The sequence below is a fragment of the Hymenobacter coccineus genome, from assembly GCF_001816125.1.
GTDB classification, from domain to species: Bacteria; Bacteroidota; Bacteroidia; order Cytophagales; family Hymenobacteraceae; genus Hymenobacter; species Hymenobacter coccineus.
Window position 1 is genome coordinate 1 of the sequence record NZ_MDZA01000122.1, and the last position, 14,899, is coordinate 14,899.

The following is a 14,899-nucleotide window of genomic DNA, read 5'->3' on the forward strand; positions in this document are numbered from 1 at the left end:
CCACGCCGCCGGCCCCGCCACCCCGTACAGCAGCACGGCCCAACCAAGTCCCATCAATTGGGCCCCCACCAGGGCCGGCCAGCCCGTGGCGTAGCACAGCCCCCGCACCGGCACCAGCAGCAGGGGCCCCAAGTAGCCGCGCAGCGGCGCGGCGTAGTGCAGCAGCGAAAAGCGCAGGCCCGGCCCAAAAAACGTGGCCGCCAAGCCCCAGTACTCGCCCGCGTCGAACGGCAGCCGGTCGGCCCCGCTCAGCGGCAGGTAGGCGGCGTAAAGGGCCAGCACCACGACGCACCGCCGCGGCCACGGCCAGGGCTGCGCCGCGGCGGCTGGCAAACGGCGAAAAAATACGGGGCTCACAGCGGCCAAAGCTACCGGTTGCGGCCCTAAAATTGCGGAACCCAGGGCCCCGGCTGCCCCCACCGCGCCCCGCCCCGCCCATGAACCACCGCTTGAACCTCAAATTCGAACAGCTCGAACGGGCCACCCAGCGCCTACTGGCCACCACCGAAGCCCTGGGCCCCGACGCCACCCTGGCCCCCGCCCCCGGCAAGTGGGCCGCCACGCAAGTCGTGCACCACCTGCTGCTGGTCGAGAACAGCATCACCGGCTACGTACAGAAAAAACTGGTTGCCGCCGAGCAGCTGGCCAAGCCCAGCCTGCTCACCCGGGCCCGCATCGTGCTGGTGAACTTGCTCCTGCGCCTGCCGGGACTGCGGTTTCGGGCCCCGCGCGGGGTAGCCGAGCTCACCCACGGGGTCCCCGTACCTGCACTGCCGGCCATCCAGGCCGAGTGGGCGGCCACGCGCCGCCGCCTCGAACAACTGCTAAACGAGTACCCCGGCCGCCTGCTCGACCGCGCCATTTACCCACACCCACGCGCGGGACGCATCACCATCTACCAGGTACTCGACCACCTAGTTGACCACCTGCTGCACCACCAGCAGCAAATCGACCGCATCGCCCGGTCTTTCAAGGCAAGCCCGCCCCTCGCAGCGGCCCGCGGCTAGCCGGCGCGGGGCGCCGGGGCCACGTAGGGCGGCATGGCGGCGAAGGCAGCGGCCAGCTCGGGCGGCGGCACGGTCAGCTTGCGGCGGTCGAGGTCAATCCAGGCGCCGTCCACGGTTACGGTGGCGGCCACCCGGCCATCGGCCTTGTAAATGGTGTGCACAATGGTCCAGCGCCCGCCGTCGGCCGTTACCGACGCCAAGTGGCCATCGACGCGGATTTCTTCGCCAATGCCGATTTCCTTCAGGAATTTGGTTTCCTCGCGGAACAGGATGGGCCCTAGGCGCAGCTGCGCGAAGCGGGCCACCCCGAAGCCCCAGCGGGCCAGCACCGCCACGCGCTGGTCGGCGGCGTAGTCGGCGTAGGCCGAGTGGCGCATGTGGCCGTTGGGATCCATATCGGCCCAGCGGGTGCGGTAGGTGGCGGTGTATTCGGCAGAGGTTTCGGCAGGGTTTTCGGCGGGCATGGTGAAGAAAAGCAAATGGCTGCCCGCCCGCTGGGGCCCCCACGGGGCGGCCCAGCGGGTGGGGATACGGAAGTTAAATGGCTTGGTTGTCGGCCTCGGCCAAGCCCACGGGCACGAGCCGCACCAAATACTGCCCGTCCTCTTCCTCGTCGAGAAAATCGGCTTGGTAGCCGGCGGTGGCAGCCGCATCGTTCAGCAGGGCCCCGTCGATGAACAGCCACGGGAATGGCTCGCCGGTCTGTTTTTTATACGTCCAGGTGTATTCTACCTCACCGTAGTAGGGCCCGTTCAGGTTCAGCACCAGGGCCCCTTCCTCGTCCTCGTAGAGGTAGCTCACATCCGACGAGGTGGCCAGAATCTGACCGCCGGGGGCCAGCAGCGTGCGGGCGTGGGCCAGGAAGCGGTCGAGCCCTTCCAGCGTGCCGGCCAGCCCCAGGCCGTTCATAAGCAGCAAAATGGTATCGTAGGGCAGCTCGCCGGCCGGCAGCGGGGCAAACAGGTCGTGGCGGGCCGCGGTGCGCACGCCGCGGGCCCCCATCACCTGCACGGCCCCGGCCGATACATCCACGGCCTTCACCTCGAAGCCGCGGCTTTGCAGCTCCAAGGCGTGGCAGCCGGCACCGGCGCCCACGTCGAGCACCCGGCCGCGGCACTCGTCGAGGGCGCGGCGCTCCAGGGCAGGCATTTGCAGCAGGGTGCGGAAGAAGTACGCGGCGGGCAGCGGCTCGTCATCGGCCGCGTTGCAGTGTACGGTGAGGGCGGCCGTGGTGCGGCCGCCGTGGTAGTCGAGCAGGGCCTGGCCTAGCAAGTCGGGAGCGGTGAGGGTAGTCATCAGGCCCGAAAAGTAACCAAAACTTCGGGGCCCCGCCGCGCGTTGCACGGGCACAGCCGTCTGTTTCCCCCTTCCATGCTCCCCGACAAGCTCCGCAAAGGCCAGTTACCCACCAAAATCTGCGCCACCTGCGGCCGCCCCTTCGAGTACCGCAAAAAGTGGCGCAACAGCTGGGACGAGGTGAAGTACTGCGGCGAAAAGTGCCAGCGCAACAAGCCCAAGCCGCCCGCTGGGGCCTAGGCAGCCATCGCCACGGCGGGCAGGCGGGGCACGGCGCGCAGCCACGCCACCGCCGATTCCAAGTCGTCAAACACGTGCACCGCCGGGGCGTCCGGGCTGTACAAGGCCGCGTCGGTGTAGCACCGCACGCGCAGGTTGGGCGAGTACACCCAGGCCACCTGCTGGACACCTACCTGCCGCAGGTAGGGCAAAAACTCGCGGGCGAGCCACGCTGGCACGTTGGGGGCCATACTGGTCACACCCACGTTGCTGTTGAGGATGCGTGCGTAGCGCACGTCCAGCAACCGCTGCGCCAATGCCACGCAGTTGTCCTGCACCAAGGCCAGGGTCAGGTCGCCGCACCAGTCCACGAACAGCCACTGGTTGGCCGGGTCGTAGAAAACAGCGAGGTTGGGGGTTTCATGCAGTAGTTGTAGTTCCATCAAACACTAGAATTAGATGATTAGACACGCTGCTGGCCGCAGCAAAATGGCTTAAATACTCTAGGAAAAAATATAATTATGAGGTGATGATATTTATCAATCAAAAGCATATTTCTCACACAAATAAAGCAGATAGAAAACAAACAAGTGTGTCCGATCAACAAACTTTTGTCAGCTACTAACAACAACGCAAATCCATCTTGACTATCTGCTAAAATACACTACAAACAGATAAAATGGCTGTGATTATATTCTTTATAGTATTGATATTCATTATTTTATTTGCCCAATGCATGCAAATATTATGTTGATTACGAAATCAATACAATTGCAATTAACCCACAACAAAACCCACTAAATCGTTATTAAGCAATACTATTTACCGTAATATTATTCCTCGGCATTGCAACAGAATTAAATCTATTATAGCCCATCCGGGTATAACACCATATTTTATTTCAATTTGCATTATTATGCTTTAAATCGACACCCCATTCAAGGCTATTTTCCAGGTCGAGCGCACCGGCCAGGGGCCCCAATTACCCGGGTGCATTCCGAAACGTGGGGCCCTAATCCAGCCGCTGGGCCAACGGCCGCGCCCGGCGCGGCGTATGTTTAGCATCCATTCCCCCTCCTCATGGCTTCCAACCTCGATTACCTCGCCTCCGCCCTCGAACCGCTCGAAGAAAAAGTAAAGGCCTACCTGCAAGCAGAAGAGGGCCTGCGCAAGGCCCGCCTGGCCCGTAACGACGCGCCCCGCGAGGCCGCCGCCCGCGCCCAATCGGCCGAAGAATTTGAGCAACGCCCCGCCACCGGCAGCTACGACCAGGCCGCCGACGAGCGCCAGCAGCAATACCAGGCCCTGCACGACGACCTCGTGCGCCTCCGCCACGAAATAATGGAAATGCTGCCCACCCGCGATGCCTGGGTGAAGGTGAACCTGGGCTACGGGCCCAGCCGCGTGGGGGCCTGGGCCGTGCCGGGCCCACCCGCCGGCTACGAGCTACGCGTGGTGCACTAGCCGCCCGGGGCCCTCAGGGGCCCGACTGGGCATGAAAAAAGGACGAGGCATGGCCCCGTCCCTTTTTAAACCAAAACACCTTAAAAAACTATTCTTTCACTACGAGATAACGAAATGGCCGGGAAAAAATTCCCGGCCATTTCGTTTTTGTTGCAAATACGTCTACAGTTGAGCTAGCGCATCATGCCGCCGGGGCCCCCTTTCAGGCCGCCCATCATCTTGGCCATCTGGGCCATACCGCCTTTGGTCTGGCTCATCTTGTTCATGGTGCGCATCATTTTGCGCATGTCTTCAAACTGCTTCATCAGGGCGTTTACCTGCTGAATGTCAGTACCCGAGCCCTTGGCCAGGCGGCGCTTGCGCGAGCCGTTGATGAGGTCGGGGTTGGCCCGCTCCTCCTTGGTCATGCTCTTGATGATGGCCTCGACGGGCTTGAAGGCGTCGTCGTCGATTTCGACGTCTTTCATGGCCTTGCTCATGCCCGGAATCATGCCCATCAAGTCCTTGATGTTGCCCATCTTTTTGATCTGGTCCAGCTGCGAGAGGAAGTCGTCGAAGTTGAACTGGTTCTTGCGAATCTTGGCGTTGATGCGCTTGGCCTCGTCCTCGTCGAACTGCTGCTGGGCCCGTTCAACGAGCGAAATCACGTCGCCCATGCCCAGGATGCGCTGGGCCATCCGGTCGGGGTAGAAAAGGTCCAGCGCCTCCATTTTCTCGCCCGTCGAGATGAACTTGATGGGCTTCTCCACCACCGCCCGGATGCTGAGGGCCGCGCCGCCGCGGCTGTCGCCGTCGAGCTTGGTGAGCACCACACCGTCGAAGTTCAGGCGGTCGTTGAAGGTTTTGGCGGTGTTCACGGCGTCCTGGCCGGTCATGGCGTCCACCACAAACAGGGTTTCGCTGGGGTTGATGGCGCTTTTAACGGCCTCAATCTCGCGCATCATCTGCTCGTCCACGGCCAGGCGGCCGGCGGTGTCGATGATGACCACCTTCTTGTTGTTTTTCTTGGCGTAGTCGAGGGCGTTGCGCGAAATCTCGACCGGGTTCTTGTTCTCGACCTCGCTGTACACTTCCACCCCAATCTGCTCGCCGAGTACCTTGAGTTGCTCGATAGCCGCGGGGCGGTACACGTCGCAGGCCACCAGCAGCACGGTGCGGTTCTGCTTCTTGATGAAGCTGGCCAGCTTGCCGGCAAACGTGGTTTTGCCCGAGCCCTGGAGGCCCGAGAGCAGCACCACGGCCGGGTCGCCTTTGATGACGATGTCCTGCTTCTCGCCGCCCATGAGCGCGGTCAGCTCGTCGTACACGATTTTGACCATGAGCTGGCCCGGCGAGACGGCCGTGAGCACGTCGCGGCCCATCGCCTCGTCCTTGATCTTGTCGGTTACGTCTTTGGCAACCTTGTAGTTAACGTCGGCGTCGACCAAGGCCCGGCGGATTTCCTTGATGGTGGCCGCGACGTTGATTTCGGAGATGCTGCCCTGGCCCTTGAGGGTTTTGATGGCCCGGTCGAGCTTGGTGGAGAGGTTATCGAACATGAAGCAATGGGGTTGACGGAGGGGAGGATTTCGCAGGGCCCGCGGCGGGGCCCCGGGCGGAAACTGGGCCCGAAATCACCTTCAAAAGTAACCACAAACGGGCGAAAAACGGTCCGGGCCGTACCTTCGCCCGTTCCGCTTACTAACACTTCCGTGCCCGAAACCCGCCCGTTGCGCCTGCTCGTCCTTACCTATTACTGGCCGCCTTCGGGCGGGGCCGGCGTGCAGCGCTGCCTGAAATGGGTGAAATACCTGGCCGATTTTGGCGTGGAAGCCACCGTGGTGACCGTGGACGCTGCCCAGGCCACCTACCCCGTGCTCGACGAGAGCCTGGCAGCCGACGTGCCGGCCAGCATACGCGTTATCCGCACGCCCACCTCCGAGCCGTTCGAGAGCTACAAGAAGCTGACCGGCCGCGCCGTGCCCTACGGCGGCTTCGCCAACGAAGGCAAGCCGGGGCTGGTGCAGCAAGCGCTGCGCTTCGTGCGCGGCAACCTGTTCATTCCTGACCCGCGCCGGGGCTGGAACAAGCACGCGCTGCGGGCCGTGGAAACGCTGCTGGCCGCCGGCGAAACCTTCGACGCGGTGCTCACCAGCTCGCCGCCGCACTCCACGCAGCTCATCGGGCTGGAGCTAAAAAAGCGCCACGGCCTGCGCTGGCTGGCCGACATGCGCGACCCGTGGACGGACATCTACTATTATAAGGACCTGCACCACACGCCCCTGGCTGCCTGGCTCGACGCGCGCTACGAACGACAGGTGCTGACGCAGGCCGACGCCGTACTCGTGACTTCGCCCGAAACCGAGCGCCTGTTCCGGGCCAAAGTGCCGGGGCTGGCGGCAGGCAAAATTCACGTGCTGCCCAATGGCTACGACGCGCCCGATTTTGGCCAGCCCTCGCAGCCCCCGGCCGATTGCTTCCGCATCACCCACACCGGCACCATCACCGAACTGTACCACCTCGGTGGCCTGCTGGGGGCCCTAACCGGGGCCCTAAAGCGCCACCCCGGCGTACCCGTGCAGCTGCGCTTCGTGGGCCAGGTGAGCGCCGCGCTGCGCGCCCAAATAAGCGCCGCTGGCCTGACTGAAATCACCGAATACCAACCGTTTGTGCCACACGCCGCCTCGGTGGCCGAGCTGCTGCGTGCCACGGTATTGCTAATGGCCATCCCCGACGTGCCGCGCAACCGGGGGATTTTGCCGGGCAAAATATTCGAGTACCTAGCAGCCAACAAGCCCGTGCTGTGCGTGGGCCCCGCCGGTTCCGACGCCGATAATCTGCTGCAAGAGTGCGGCGCTGGCCAGGCCCTGCCCTACACCGACGCCGCCTTGATGCAGGAGACCCTCGACGCGCTGCTGCGCCAGTGGGCCATCAACCCCAACCTGGATTTGCCCGCCGCCAGCCACGGCCGCTACGCCCGCCGGGCCCTGACGGGGCAGCTGACCGCCATTGTGGGGGCCCCGGCGCGAAGCCAGGCTACGTGAGCCGCGCCACGGCCCCGCGCAGCTTGGCGGGCACCCGGTTCCAAAGGCGCGCGCGCCAATCGGCCCAAGCCGAGTGCGTTAGCTGCCGGCCCCGCCACGCACCGATGGCCGCGGCCAGGTGCTGGGCCAGGGTGCGGTAGTGGCGCGGCTGGTAGTGGCGCAGGTTGTTGGTGACGTCGGCGCGCTGATTAATGAACGGGCGGGCATCGACCACAAAGCAGTTGGGAGCCGTTTTCACGAAATCGTCTAACACCGCATTCAGGGCCGCGTGGCGCTGGGGGGCCCCGGGCTCGCCTGAGTTGGGCACCTCGATTTCGGTGCCGTTGAGGAAGAAAATAGGTACGGATGCCGGCACTTGCTGGCGCAGCCAGGCCAGGTTTTCGCGGAACTGGGCGGGGCTGATAGGCCCCTCGTACTGGAAATTCTGCGCAAACTGCCGCAAAAAGGCCTCGTTCATCCCCCGAAACTTGCGCTGGGCGTAGCGGGCCGCCAAGGGCCCCGGCGGCTCGGCCGTAAGGTCTCGGTAGCCCCCAAAAGGCATGGCGAGGCCCGTGGCCCGCTCGCGGTACAGGTCCTGGGTATAGTCCATCAGCGGGCTGAATACCAGCACATCGTAGTCGCCAGACCATAATTCTGTAGTGTAGGCCTCGGCACCGAGAAACGGCAGGCGCTGGGCCAGGCGCTGCTGCTCAGCGGCAGGTAGCTCACGGGTCTGGCGCAGCAGCGTGGTGTGCTCCAGGTGCGCCGTTATTTGGTTTTCGTTGAGAAAGTTGAATTCCTCGCGCACATCCAAATCGAAGGCTTGCAGGAAGGGCGTGACCTGGCCCAGGTCGCAGCCGCCTTTCAGAAACACGCGCAGCTTGGGGCCCCCAGCGGCGGGCGCGGGCGGTGCGGCGAGGGCCCCAGCAGCCACCGTCAGCCAATCAGGCTGGTCGGTACTGTTCAATTCGGTGGCCACTTCGCCCTGCACATCCAGCGCCGGAAAATCCAGCCAGGCGTAAGTGAATTGCTCGACGCCGAGGTGCAGAATGCGGCACGAAAACACGAGCTGTTCCAGCCGGTTTTCGGCCGTATTCAAGCAAAACACGCCCACCAAGCCGTAGTCGCCGAATTGGTCGCGCACGCGCACCGTGCCCCAGCGGCAGGCCGGGTCGGCGAAACTGGCCGCCAGCTCCTCGGTACTCACGCGTTGCTTAGTGAAATTGAGCTGGTTGGAGCGGTTAATTAGCTCCTCGATGCGGGCCAAATCAGGTACTACGTCGGGGCCCTCGCGGAACTCGATTTGCACGCCGGCAGCTCGCAGAAAGGCTAGGTTGTCGCCCTCGTACTGGGCGCGGGCCTGCTGCTGGCGCTCCAGTAGCTGGTATTGTTTCAGGCGCGAAAACCCGGGGTCGGGCTTGCCGCTGGCGACCAGGGCCCCGGCCAGGGCGGTCAGGTCGGCGGGGTCGGCGGTTTGCAGGCCGGGGTTGTAGAAGGCGGCCTCGCGCAGGTTCACGGGGTTGTCGTCGAGGAACAGCGCGTTGGGGGCCCGGAGCTGCATGGCGTCCAGCAACTCCTTGATGACGGGGCCCTTGGGCTGCCAGCCGATGCGCAGAAACACGAACAAGTCGCGGATGCCTAGGGCCGTCAGCTCGGCTTCGGCGGCGGCGGGGTCGTTCTTGCTGACGACGGTGTGCACCAGGCCCCGGGCGGCGGTGGCGCGCACCAAGGCCAGGTTTTCGGCGATGGGCGCCACGGGGCCTTCCGAGAGCGTGCCGCGCCAGAAGGTATCGTCCAGGTCCCAAATCAGCAGTTTCACAGGCTCGGCCATGGCGCAAATTTACGCCGCCCGGCCCGGGTGCGTACTTTTGCGCTTTCCCTCTTTCGCTTTTCATGGCCCTCGACCTCAACCACAAGTCCATCCTCGTCACGGGCGGCACCGGCTCGTTCGGTAAGCAGTTCGTGCGCACCGTTTTCGAAAAATTCCCGCAGGTGAAGCGGCTGGTGGTGTTTTCGCGCGACGAGCTGAAGCAGTACGAGATGAGCCAGGAATTCAGCCCGGCCCAGTACCCGGCCATCCGCTACTTCCTCGGCGACGTGCGCGACCCGCAGCGCCTGCAACGCGCCTGCGAGGGCATCGACATCGTGATACACGCCGCCGCCCTCAAGCAGGTGCCCGCCGCTGAGTACAACCCGATGGAGTGCATCAAAACCAACATTTTTGGGGCCGAAAACGTGATTAACGCCGCCCTCGACTGCGGCGTGAAGGACGTGGTGGCGCTGAGCACCGATAAGGCGGCCGCGCCCATCAACCTGTACGGGGCCACCAAATTGTGCTCCGATAAGCTGTTTGTGGCCGCCAACAACATGAAGGGCAGCCGCGATTTGCGTTTCTCGGTGGTGCGCTACGGCAACGTGATTGGCTCGCGCGGTTCAGTGGTGCCCTTCTTTTTGAAGGAGCGCCGCACCGGCGTGCTGCCCATCACCCACCCCGACATGACGCGCTTCAACATCTCGCTCGAAGAGGGCGTGGACTTGGTGCTGTACGCGCTGGAGCACGCCTGGGGCGGCGAGATTTTCGTGCCGAAAATTCCGTCCTATAAGATCACCGAAGTGGCCCGCGCCATCGGGCCCGACTGCGAGCAGCGCATCGTGGGCATCCGCCCCGGCGAGAAGCTGCACGAGGAAATGATTACCGAAACCGACGCCCTGAGCACCGTGGAGCTGGACCGCTACTACGTGATTCTGCCCAACACGCCAAATTGGAACGTGGACAAGTTTGTGACCCACTTCCACGGCCGGCGCGTGCCGCTGGGCTTCCACTACGACTCGGCCAACAACGACGAGTGGCTCGACGCAGCCCAGATTCAGGAGGAAATCCGGCGGCACGTGGACGCCGACTTTGTGGCCTAAAGCAGGTTCGGAATCAATGCATAACGGCTCCGCATAACTATGGGGCCCCTACTTTTCAAATAGCCCCCATAGTTATGCGGAGCACACTGGCGCGACGCTGTGCGCCGACTTTGAAACCCCGCTAATCATCAGTGCAGTACCTGGAGCCAGCCTTGGTACTTGCTGCCGGTGGCGGGGTTGACGAGCAGGTAGTAGTACTGCCCATCGGGCTGGTTGGGGGCGCTCCAGGAGTTGTCGTACTTCTCCTGGTAGTGCACCCGGTGGCCCCAGCGGTCGAACAGCGCCAGGTTCCAATCGGCGGCGGTAAGCCCTTTAAGAACAAATGCTTGGTTGAGCGGGTCGCCGTTGGGCGTGATGATGTTGGGAATGGTGACGGGGCAGGGCTGGTCGCGCACCAGCAGCGAGTCGCGGGTGGTGCAGCCGGCGGCGTTGCGCACCTCCACGCGGTAGCGGCCGGGCCGCAGCGCCGCGAAGGTGGCCGCGGTGCTGCCGTCCTGCCAGCGGTAGGTGGTACCGGCCGGTTGGGGCCCCGCGCTGAGCTGGATGGCGGGCTGCTCGGCGCAGAACACCGTGTCGCGCCCGAGGCGCACCACCGGCAGCGGCGCCACTTGCACATCCACCGAGTCGCGGGCGGTGCAGCCCTGGGGCGAGGTGGCGGTCAGCACGTAGCGGCCGGCGGCGCGCACGTCGCGGGTGGCCGTGGTAGGGCCGTCGCTCCACCGGTAGGTAGTGCCCGCGGGCTGGCCGCTGGTGCCGATGCTCAGGGTTTGGCCGGCGCACAGCATACGCTGGCGGGGCGCCAGGTTCAGCACCGGCGGGGCCCCCACGGCCACCGTTTGCTGGGCCGTGAGGGTGCCGGTGGGCAGCGCCACCGTAGCGGTGGCGGTGTAGGTACCGCCGCTGGCGTAGACGTGGCTCACGGCGGGCCCCGTGGCCACGTTGGCCGCTCCCGCGGCGGAGTCGCCGAAGTTCCAGCTAATGACGGCGTTGGCCACGGCGGGCGTCAGGGTGGCGCTGAAGGCCACCGGGGCCCCGGCGCAGCTGGCGGTGGCGGTGAGGGTGAGCACCGGCGCACCGGTGGAAATGAGCTGGGAGCATTGGGAAGGCCATATTGGCACGTTGCACCTTGCAGGAACACTGCATTTCCAACGAAACCGCACGCCGCGCCCAGCGCGTTGGGATTTGGTATAGCCGCTAGGTAACTGCTAGTGTAAACACTGGCATAAATTTTACCGTCTGGGCCGGTGGCCAGGGCCCCAAAAGAGCCTGCTGCGTTGGTTATGCGAACGGCCGAAGCCACAATGGCCGCTGCCGAACCGGCTGCTAGGTTCCACTGCGTAATGCCGTACCCGTCAATGGTAGAACCGTACAGCTTTGAGCCATCGGGCGAAAATTCTATTCCGTAGAAGGCTCCGAACGTGTTTTGATTCAGTGATAGGGCCCCAGACACTTGGCCCGTGGCCTTGTTGAAGCTAAATAATTCGGGCGGCACCGTGCGCTGGGCCAGGGCCAACCGGCTACCGTCGGCCGAAGCCCGCAGATAACCGACCGAGTTGTTAGCGTTAAAATTGCCGCCGCCACCGCTTTGGACTATCCCCACACTGCTGGCAACGGGCACCGTAGCAATACCTGCGGGGCTCACCAGAAACGCGTAGAATGTATTGCCGGGGAAGTTATGCGCTATTAGCCAGACATCGCGGCCGTTTTGGTGGCGCACTGCTGTCAATCGTTCGCTCAGCTTCTCCGCAGCAGGGTTGTACAGGGTCGCAACTGTCTCAGCGTCGCCCAAGCCGCCGTTAGCGGCCATATTTACAGTGAAGTAGCGCAACCCACCCACCAAGTTTTGGCGCGAGGTTTCGGGCATCATGAAAACGTAGTAGGATTGCGGATCGTTTGGGCTCTGAACAATAGTAGCTCCCTGCGTGGACGAATTATCACCGCCCAAATTGCCGCCGTTGGGCATCACTTGGTTGTTACGGTTCCACACCATTTCGCCGTTGGTATAGAACAACAAATTGCCCGTTGCACTCGAAACGCTGGCAGTGGCCTCGTACGTGTCCATTGCGCTGCCAGTAAGGGCAGTAGGTGTTGTACCTGCAAAACTTACTGCCGCTCTAGAACCGAAATACCAGTTCTGGTTTTGAATCTGCGCACGCAGTTGCAGCGCACTTGCTATAAAAAATAAAAAAAACAGAGGTAGACGTATTTTCATATATAACCAATGAAAAAGACAACGCAAAAGACGTATTGGGTAAGCAAATGCACGCGTAGGATTACGGCAGGGTAAATATAGCCGCCTGCAGCGGCACGGGTTTATATTTGCACTTTAATCAAGCAGGTCCGTCTTGAGTGCAGGTTGGTTTCTTGGCTTGCACCATCCCTTTGCATTATCCTCCTTGCCGCCCCTCTACCCCCTGCCTTACGGCCGCCAGCACATCACCGACGCCGACGTGGCTGCCGTGGCCGAGGCCCTGCGCGCCGATTTTTTGACCCAGGGGCCCCGCGTGGCCGCGTTTGAAACCCAGTTTGCCGAGTACATCGGGGCCCGCTACGCCGTGGCCGTGAGCAACGGCACGGCGGCGCTACACTTGTGCGCGCTGGCGCTGGGCGTGGGGCCCGGGCAGCGGGTCATCACCACGCCGCTCACCTTCGCGGCCTCGGCCAACTGCGTGCTGTACTGCGGCGGCGAGGTGCACTTTGCCGATATCGACCCCACGACCGGCCTGATTGATTTGGCCAAGGTGCGGGCCCTACTGGGGGCCCATCCGAAAGGCTATTTTCAAGGCCTGATTCCGGTAGATTTTGCTGGGCTGGGCGTGGATTTAGAACAAGCCAGGGCCCTGGCCGACGAGTTTGGGATTTGGCTTATTGAGGACGCCTGCCACGCACCGGGTGGCTTTTTTGTTGATTCTGCAGGCCGAGAACAGCGCTGCGGCAGCGGTCAGTTGGCGGATTTGGCCATTTTCAGCTTCCACCCCGTCAAGCACATTGCCACTGGCGAGGGCGGCATGGTCACCACCAATGACGAGCGCCTTTACCACCGCCTGCTGCGCCTACGCACCCACGGCATCACCCGCGACGAAGCTTCGTTTGTGAACCCTGGCGAGGGCGGCTGGTATATGGAAATGCAGGAATTGGGCTACAACTACCGCATTTCCGATATCAACTGTGCACTGGGCAGCAGCCAGTTGGTCCGCGCCGATGCCGGCCTGGCCCGCCGCCGCCAGCTGGCCGCCCGCTACGACGATGCCTTTGCTGCCCTGCCGGGCGTGGACGTGCTAGCCCCCGGCCGTCCCGGCCACGCCTACCACCTTTACGTGGTGCAGCTGGCCGACCGGCGCGGCCTCTACGACTTCCTCAAAGCCCGGCAAATTTTTGCCCAGGTGCACTACATTCCGGTGCACCGCATGCCGTACTACGAGCGGCTGGGTTGGAAAAAGGGCGACTTTCCGCAGGCCGAGGCCTACTACGCCCGCTGTCTCAGCCTGCCATTGTATCCCACCCTGACCGATGCTGAGCAGGACTACGTGGTAGCCTGCATCCAAGAGTTCTTGGCTCGCTAGCCGTTCTAGGGCCCTCTTTTTATTACCTGTATTTATAGCTTCTCCCTTGACTTCCACTCAACAAGAAGAATTCTGGTCCGGCGACTTCGGCCGGGCCTATACTGACCGCAACCTGCGCCCGCTGGCCGAGTGGAACGAATTCTATCGAGCTACATGGGGCCACACCAAACCCGAGATGAACGCAGCTTTTTTGGGCGGTTTGCCCGAAAATGCGCGCATTCTAGAGGTTGGCTGCAACACGGGCTTGCAGTTGCTAGGCCTCCAGTCGGCGGGGTTCACGAATCTTCACGGCATCGAGTTGCAAGCCTACGCTGTGGAACGTGCCCGTGAAATGGTACCTAGTGCACAGTTGCTGCAAGGCAGTGGCTTCGAACTACCATTCGAAGCGAATTCTTTCGACGTGGTGTGCACCAACGGGGTGTTGATTCACATCGCTCCGGCCGATCTACCCCGCATCATGGCCGAGATGGTGCGCTGCTCGCGGCGCTACATCTGGGGCTTCGAATATTACGCGGAGGCCACCACCGCCATTCCGTACCGGGGCAATGAAGGCTTTTTGTGGAAAGCCAATTATGCGCAGCTCTTCGCCAACCAGTTTCCGGAGTTGCGGTTGGTAAAACAGGAATTTTACCCATACCAAACCGAGGCCGAGCGCGGCAACATCGACAGTATGTATTTGCTAGAGAAAGTGGGGACCTAATGCGAGTCGGCATCATCTCCCAAGCCCGCATGACCAGCACCCGTTTGCCGGGGAAGGTGCTGCGCGAGGCGGGCGGCCAACCGCTGCTGGCGTGGCACGTGCAGCGGCTGCGCGCTGCTGGGGCCCCACTGTACCTAGCCATCACCACCAATTCGGCCGATGATGTGTTGGCTGAGTTTGCTGCCGCCCACGGCTTGCCTTGCACCCGCGGCGACGAACACGACGTGCTGGCGCGCTACCAGCAGTGCGCCGCCGCCCATGAATTGGATGTGGTAGTACGCGTAACCAGCGACTGCCCGCTTATTGCGCCCGAGCTGATTGCAGCTGGTATCCAGCGCTATTTGGCGGCCGCCGATGATCAGTTGTACCTGTCTAATGCCTTGGAACGGACTTACCCGCGCGGCTTTGATTTTGAGATTTTTTCGAGCAAAATGTTAGCTGAGGCGGCGGCGCACGCCACCCGGCCCGAAGACCGGGAACACGTAACGCCCTTTTTGCATCAGAATCGGGCAGATAACGTCCGGTTTTCGCATTTCCGCCGGCCAACTGACGCCAGCCGCTACCGCCTCACGGTGGACACAGCCGCAGATTTTGAGCTGTTGCGCCAGTTGCTTGATGACTACGACGCGGGCCACATGACGGCCGAAGAACTCATCTCGTTGCTGGATACCCACCCCGAATTGGTGGCCATTAATGCGCGCGTCGAACAAAAAAAACTGTAAGCCGTGGCCAGGG

16 protein-coding genes are annotated in these 14,899 nt (G+C 62.8%); 8 read left to right on the forward strand and 8 right to left on the reverse strand.

What is annotated here, in order from left to right; genetic code table 11:
- The coding region (locus BEN49_RS09075; RefSeq protein WP_141765634.1) for a hypothetical protein at nt 1-357 on the reverse strand (357 nt) is incomplete at its 3' end.
- A gap of 80 nt (nt 358-437) precedes the next feature.
- Between BEN49_RS09075 and BEN49_RS09080 the strand changes: the two genes are divergently transcribed.
- Entirely contained in the window at nt 438-1,007 is a 570-nt protein-coding gene (locus tag BEN49_RS09080; protein WP_070742708.1) for a DinB family protein, read from the forward strand.
- On the opposite strand, the gene BEN49_RS09085 is transcribed toward BEN49_RS09080, so the two are convergent.
- Both BEN49_RS09085 and BEN49_RS09090 read right to left on the reverse strand, forming a co-directional pair.
- A complete protein-coding gene (locus BEN49_RS09085) occupies nt 1,004-1,471 on the reverse strand; it encodes an acyl-CoA thioesterase (protein ID WP_070742709.1) in 468 nt (155 codons plus the stop codon). The two genes, BEN49_RS09080 and BEN49_RS09085, sit on opposite strands and share 4 nt — an antisense overlap.
- Before the next feature lie 73 nt (nt 1,472-1,544).
- The gene (locus BEN49_RS09090) at nt 1,545-2,303 is read right to left on the reverse strand and encodes a class I SAM-dependent methyltransferase (protein WP_070742710.1); all 759 of its coding nucleotides are present in this window, start codon (nt 2,301-2,303) and stop codon (nt 1,545-1,547) included.
- A 75-nt stretch (nt 2,304-2,378) separates the two neighbouring features.
- On the opposite strand from BEN49_RS09090, the gene BEN49_RS25555 reads away from it, so the two are divergent.
- Nucleotides 2,379-2,543, forward strand: a complete 165-nt coding sequence (locus BEN49_RS25555; protein WP_083325941.1) for a DUF2256 domain-containing protein — start codon at nt 2,379-2,381, stop codon at nt 2,541-2,543.
- Here the strand turns inward: BEN49_RS25555 and BEN49_RS09095 are convergent.
- Nucleotides 2,540-2,965, reverse strand: coding sequence for a hypothetical protein (locus BEN49_RS09095; RefSeq protein ID WP_070742711.1), 426 nt, complete (start codon nt 2,963-2,965; stop codon nt 2,540-2,542). The two genes, BEN49_RS25555 and BEN49_RS09095, sit on opposite strands and share 4 nt — an antisense overlap.
- A 637-nt stretch (nt 2,966-3,602) precedes the next feature.
- Between BEN49_RS09095 and BEN49_RS09100 the strand changes: the two genes are divergently transcribed.
- Complete coding sequence (locus tag BEN49_RS09100) at nt 3,603-3,986, forward strand: hypothetical protein (protein WP_070742712.1); 384 nt, start codon at nt 3,603-3,605, stop codon at nt 3,984-3,986.
- A 173-nt stretch (nt 3,987-4,159) separates the two neighbouring features.
- On the opposite strand, the gene ffh is transcribed toward BEN49_RS09100, so the two are convergent.
- A complete protein-coding gene (gene ffh / locus BEN49_RS09105) occupies nt 4,160-5,524 on the reverse strand; it encodes a signal recognition particle protein (protein WP_070742713.1) in 1,365 nt (454 codons plus the stop codon).
- A gap of 153 nt (nt 5,525-5,677) precedes the next feature.
- Between ffh and BEN49_RS09110 the strand changes: the two genes are divergently transcribed.
- Nucleotides 5,678-7,009, forward strand: coding sequence for a glycosyltransferase family 4 protein (locus tag BEN49_RS09110; RefSeq protein ID WP_239691882.1), 1,332 nt, complete (start codon nt 5,678-5,680; stop codon nt 7,007-7,009).
- On the opposite strand, the gene BEN49_RS09115 is transcribed toward BEN49_RS09110, so the two are convergent.
- Nucleotides 7,002-8,819 carry a hypothetical protein gene (locus BEN49_RS09115; protein ID WP_070742714.1) on the reverse strand — a complete coding sequence of 606 codons (1,818 nt, stop codon included), beginning with the start codon at nt 8,817-8,819 and terminating at the stop codon, nt 7,002-7,004. The genes BEN49_RS09110 and BEN49_RS09115 overlap by 8 nt on opposite strands.
- A gap of 62 nt (nt 8,820-8,881) precedes the next feature.
- On the opposite strand from BEN49_RS09115, the gene pseB reads away from it, so the two are divergent.
- Nucleotides 8,882-9,901, forward strand: a complete 1,020-nt coding sequence (pseB, locus tag BEN49_RS09120; protein WP_070742715.1) for a UDP-N-acetylglucosamine 4,6-dehydratase (inverting) — start codon at nt 8,882-8,884, stop codon at nt 9,899-9,901.
- 128 nt (nt 9,902-10,029) lie between these two features.
- Here pseB and BEN49_RS09125 read toward each other — a convergent pair whose 3' ends face one another.
- Entirely contained in the window at nt 10,030-10,968 is a 939-nt protein-coding gene (locus BEN49_RS09125; protein ID WP_070742716.1) for a T9SS type B sorting domain-containing protein, read from the reverse strand.
- Nucleotides 10,905-12,113, reverse strand: a complete 1,209-nt coding sequence (locus BEN49_RS27755) for a hypothetical protein (RefSeq protein WP_158022806.1) — start codon at nt 12,111-12,113, stop codon at nt 10,905-10,907. Before BEN49_RS27755 ends, BEN49_RS09125 begins: the two co-directional genes overlap by 64 nt.
- A gap of 184 nt (nt 12,114-12,297) precedes the next feature.
- On the opposite strand from BEN49_RS27755, the gene pseC reads away from it, so the two are divergent.
- The 3 genes from pseC to BEN49_RS09140 are packed head-to-tail and all read left to right on the forward strand — an operon-like array spanning nt 12,298 to nt 14,886.
- Nucleotides 12,298-13,464, forward strand: coding sequence for a UDP-4-amino-4,6-dideoxy-N-acetyl-beta-L-altrosamine transaminase (gene pseC / locus BEN49_RS09130; RefSeq protein ID WP_070742717.1), 1,167 nt, complete (start codon nt 12,298-12,300; stop codon nt 13,462-13,464).
- Nucleotides 13,465-13,510: 46 nt separating this feature from the next.
- Nucleotides 13,511-14,164, forward strand: a complete 654-nt coding sequence (locus BEN49_RS09135) for a pseudaminic acid biosynthesis-associated methylase (protein WP_070742718.1) — start codon at nt 13,511-13,513, stop codon at nt 14,162-14,164.
- Nucleotides 14,164-14,886 (forward strand): cytidylyltransferase domain-containing protein, encoded by a 723-nt coding sequence (locus BEN49_RS09140; protein ID WP_070742719.1) that lies wholly within the window; start codon nt 14,164-14,166, stop codon nt 14,884-14,886. Before BEN49_RS09135 ends, BEN49_RS09140 begins: the two co-directional genes overlap by 1 nt.
- Nucleotides 14,887-14,899: the final 13 nt, after the last annotated feature.

Bases quoted from the DNA above. Each gene is read 5' to 3' on its own strand.
- BEN49_RS09080 (WP_070742708.1), top strand. From the start codon at position 438: ATGAACCACCGCTTGAACCTCAAATTCGAACAGCTCGAACGGGCCACC.
- BEN49_RS09085 (WP_070742709.1), bottom strand. From the start codon at position 1,471: ATGCCCGCCGAAAACCCTGCCGAAACCTCTGCCGAATACACCGCCACC.
- BEN49_RS09090 (WP_070742710.1), bottom strand. From the start codon at position 2,303: ATGACTACCCTCACCGCTCCCGACTTGCTAGGCCAGGCCCTGCTCGAC.
- BEN49_RS25555 (WP_083325941.1), top strand. From the start codon at position 2,379: ATGCTCCCCGACAAGCTCCGCAAAGGCCAGTTACCCACCAAAATCTGC.
- BEN49_RS09095 (WP_070742711.1), bottom strand. From the start codon at position 2,965: ATGGAACTACAACTACTGCATGAAACCCCCAACCTCGCTGTTTTCTAC.
- BEN49_RS09100 (WP_070742712.1), top strand. From the start codon at position 3,603: ATGGCTTCCAACCTCGATTACCTCGCCTCCGCCCTCGAACCGCTCGAA.
- ffh (WP_070742713.1), bottom strand. From the start codon at position 5,524: ATGTTCGATAACCTCTCCACCAAGCTCGACCGGGCCATCAAAACCCTC.
- BEN49_RS09115 (WP_070742714.1), bottom strand. From the start codon at position 8,819: ATGGCCGAGCCTGTGAAACTGCTGATTTGGGACCTGGACGATACCTTC.
- pseB (WP_070742715.1), top strand. From the start codon at position 8,882: ATGGCCCTCGACCTCAACCACAAGTCCATCCTCGTCACGGGCGGCACC.
- BEN49_RS27755 (WP_158022806.1), bottom strand. From the start codon at position 12,113: ATGAAAATACGTCTACCTCTGTTTTTTTTATTTTTTATAGCAAGTGCG.
- BEN49_RS09140 (WP_070742719.1), top strand. From the start codon at position 14,164: ATGCGAGTCGGCATCATCTCCCAAGCCCGCATGACCAGCACCCGTTTG.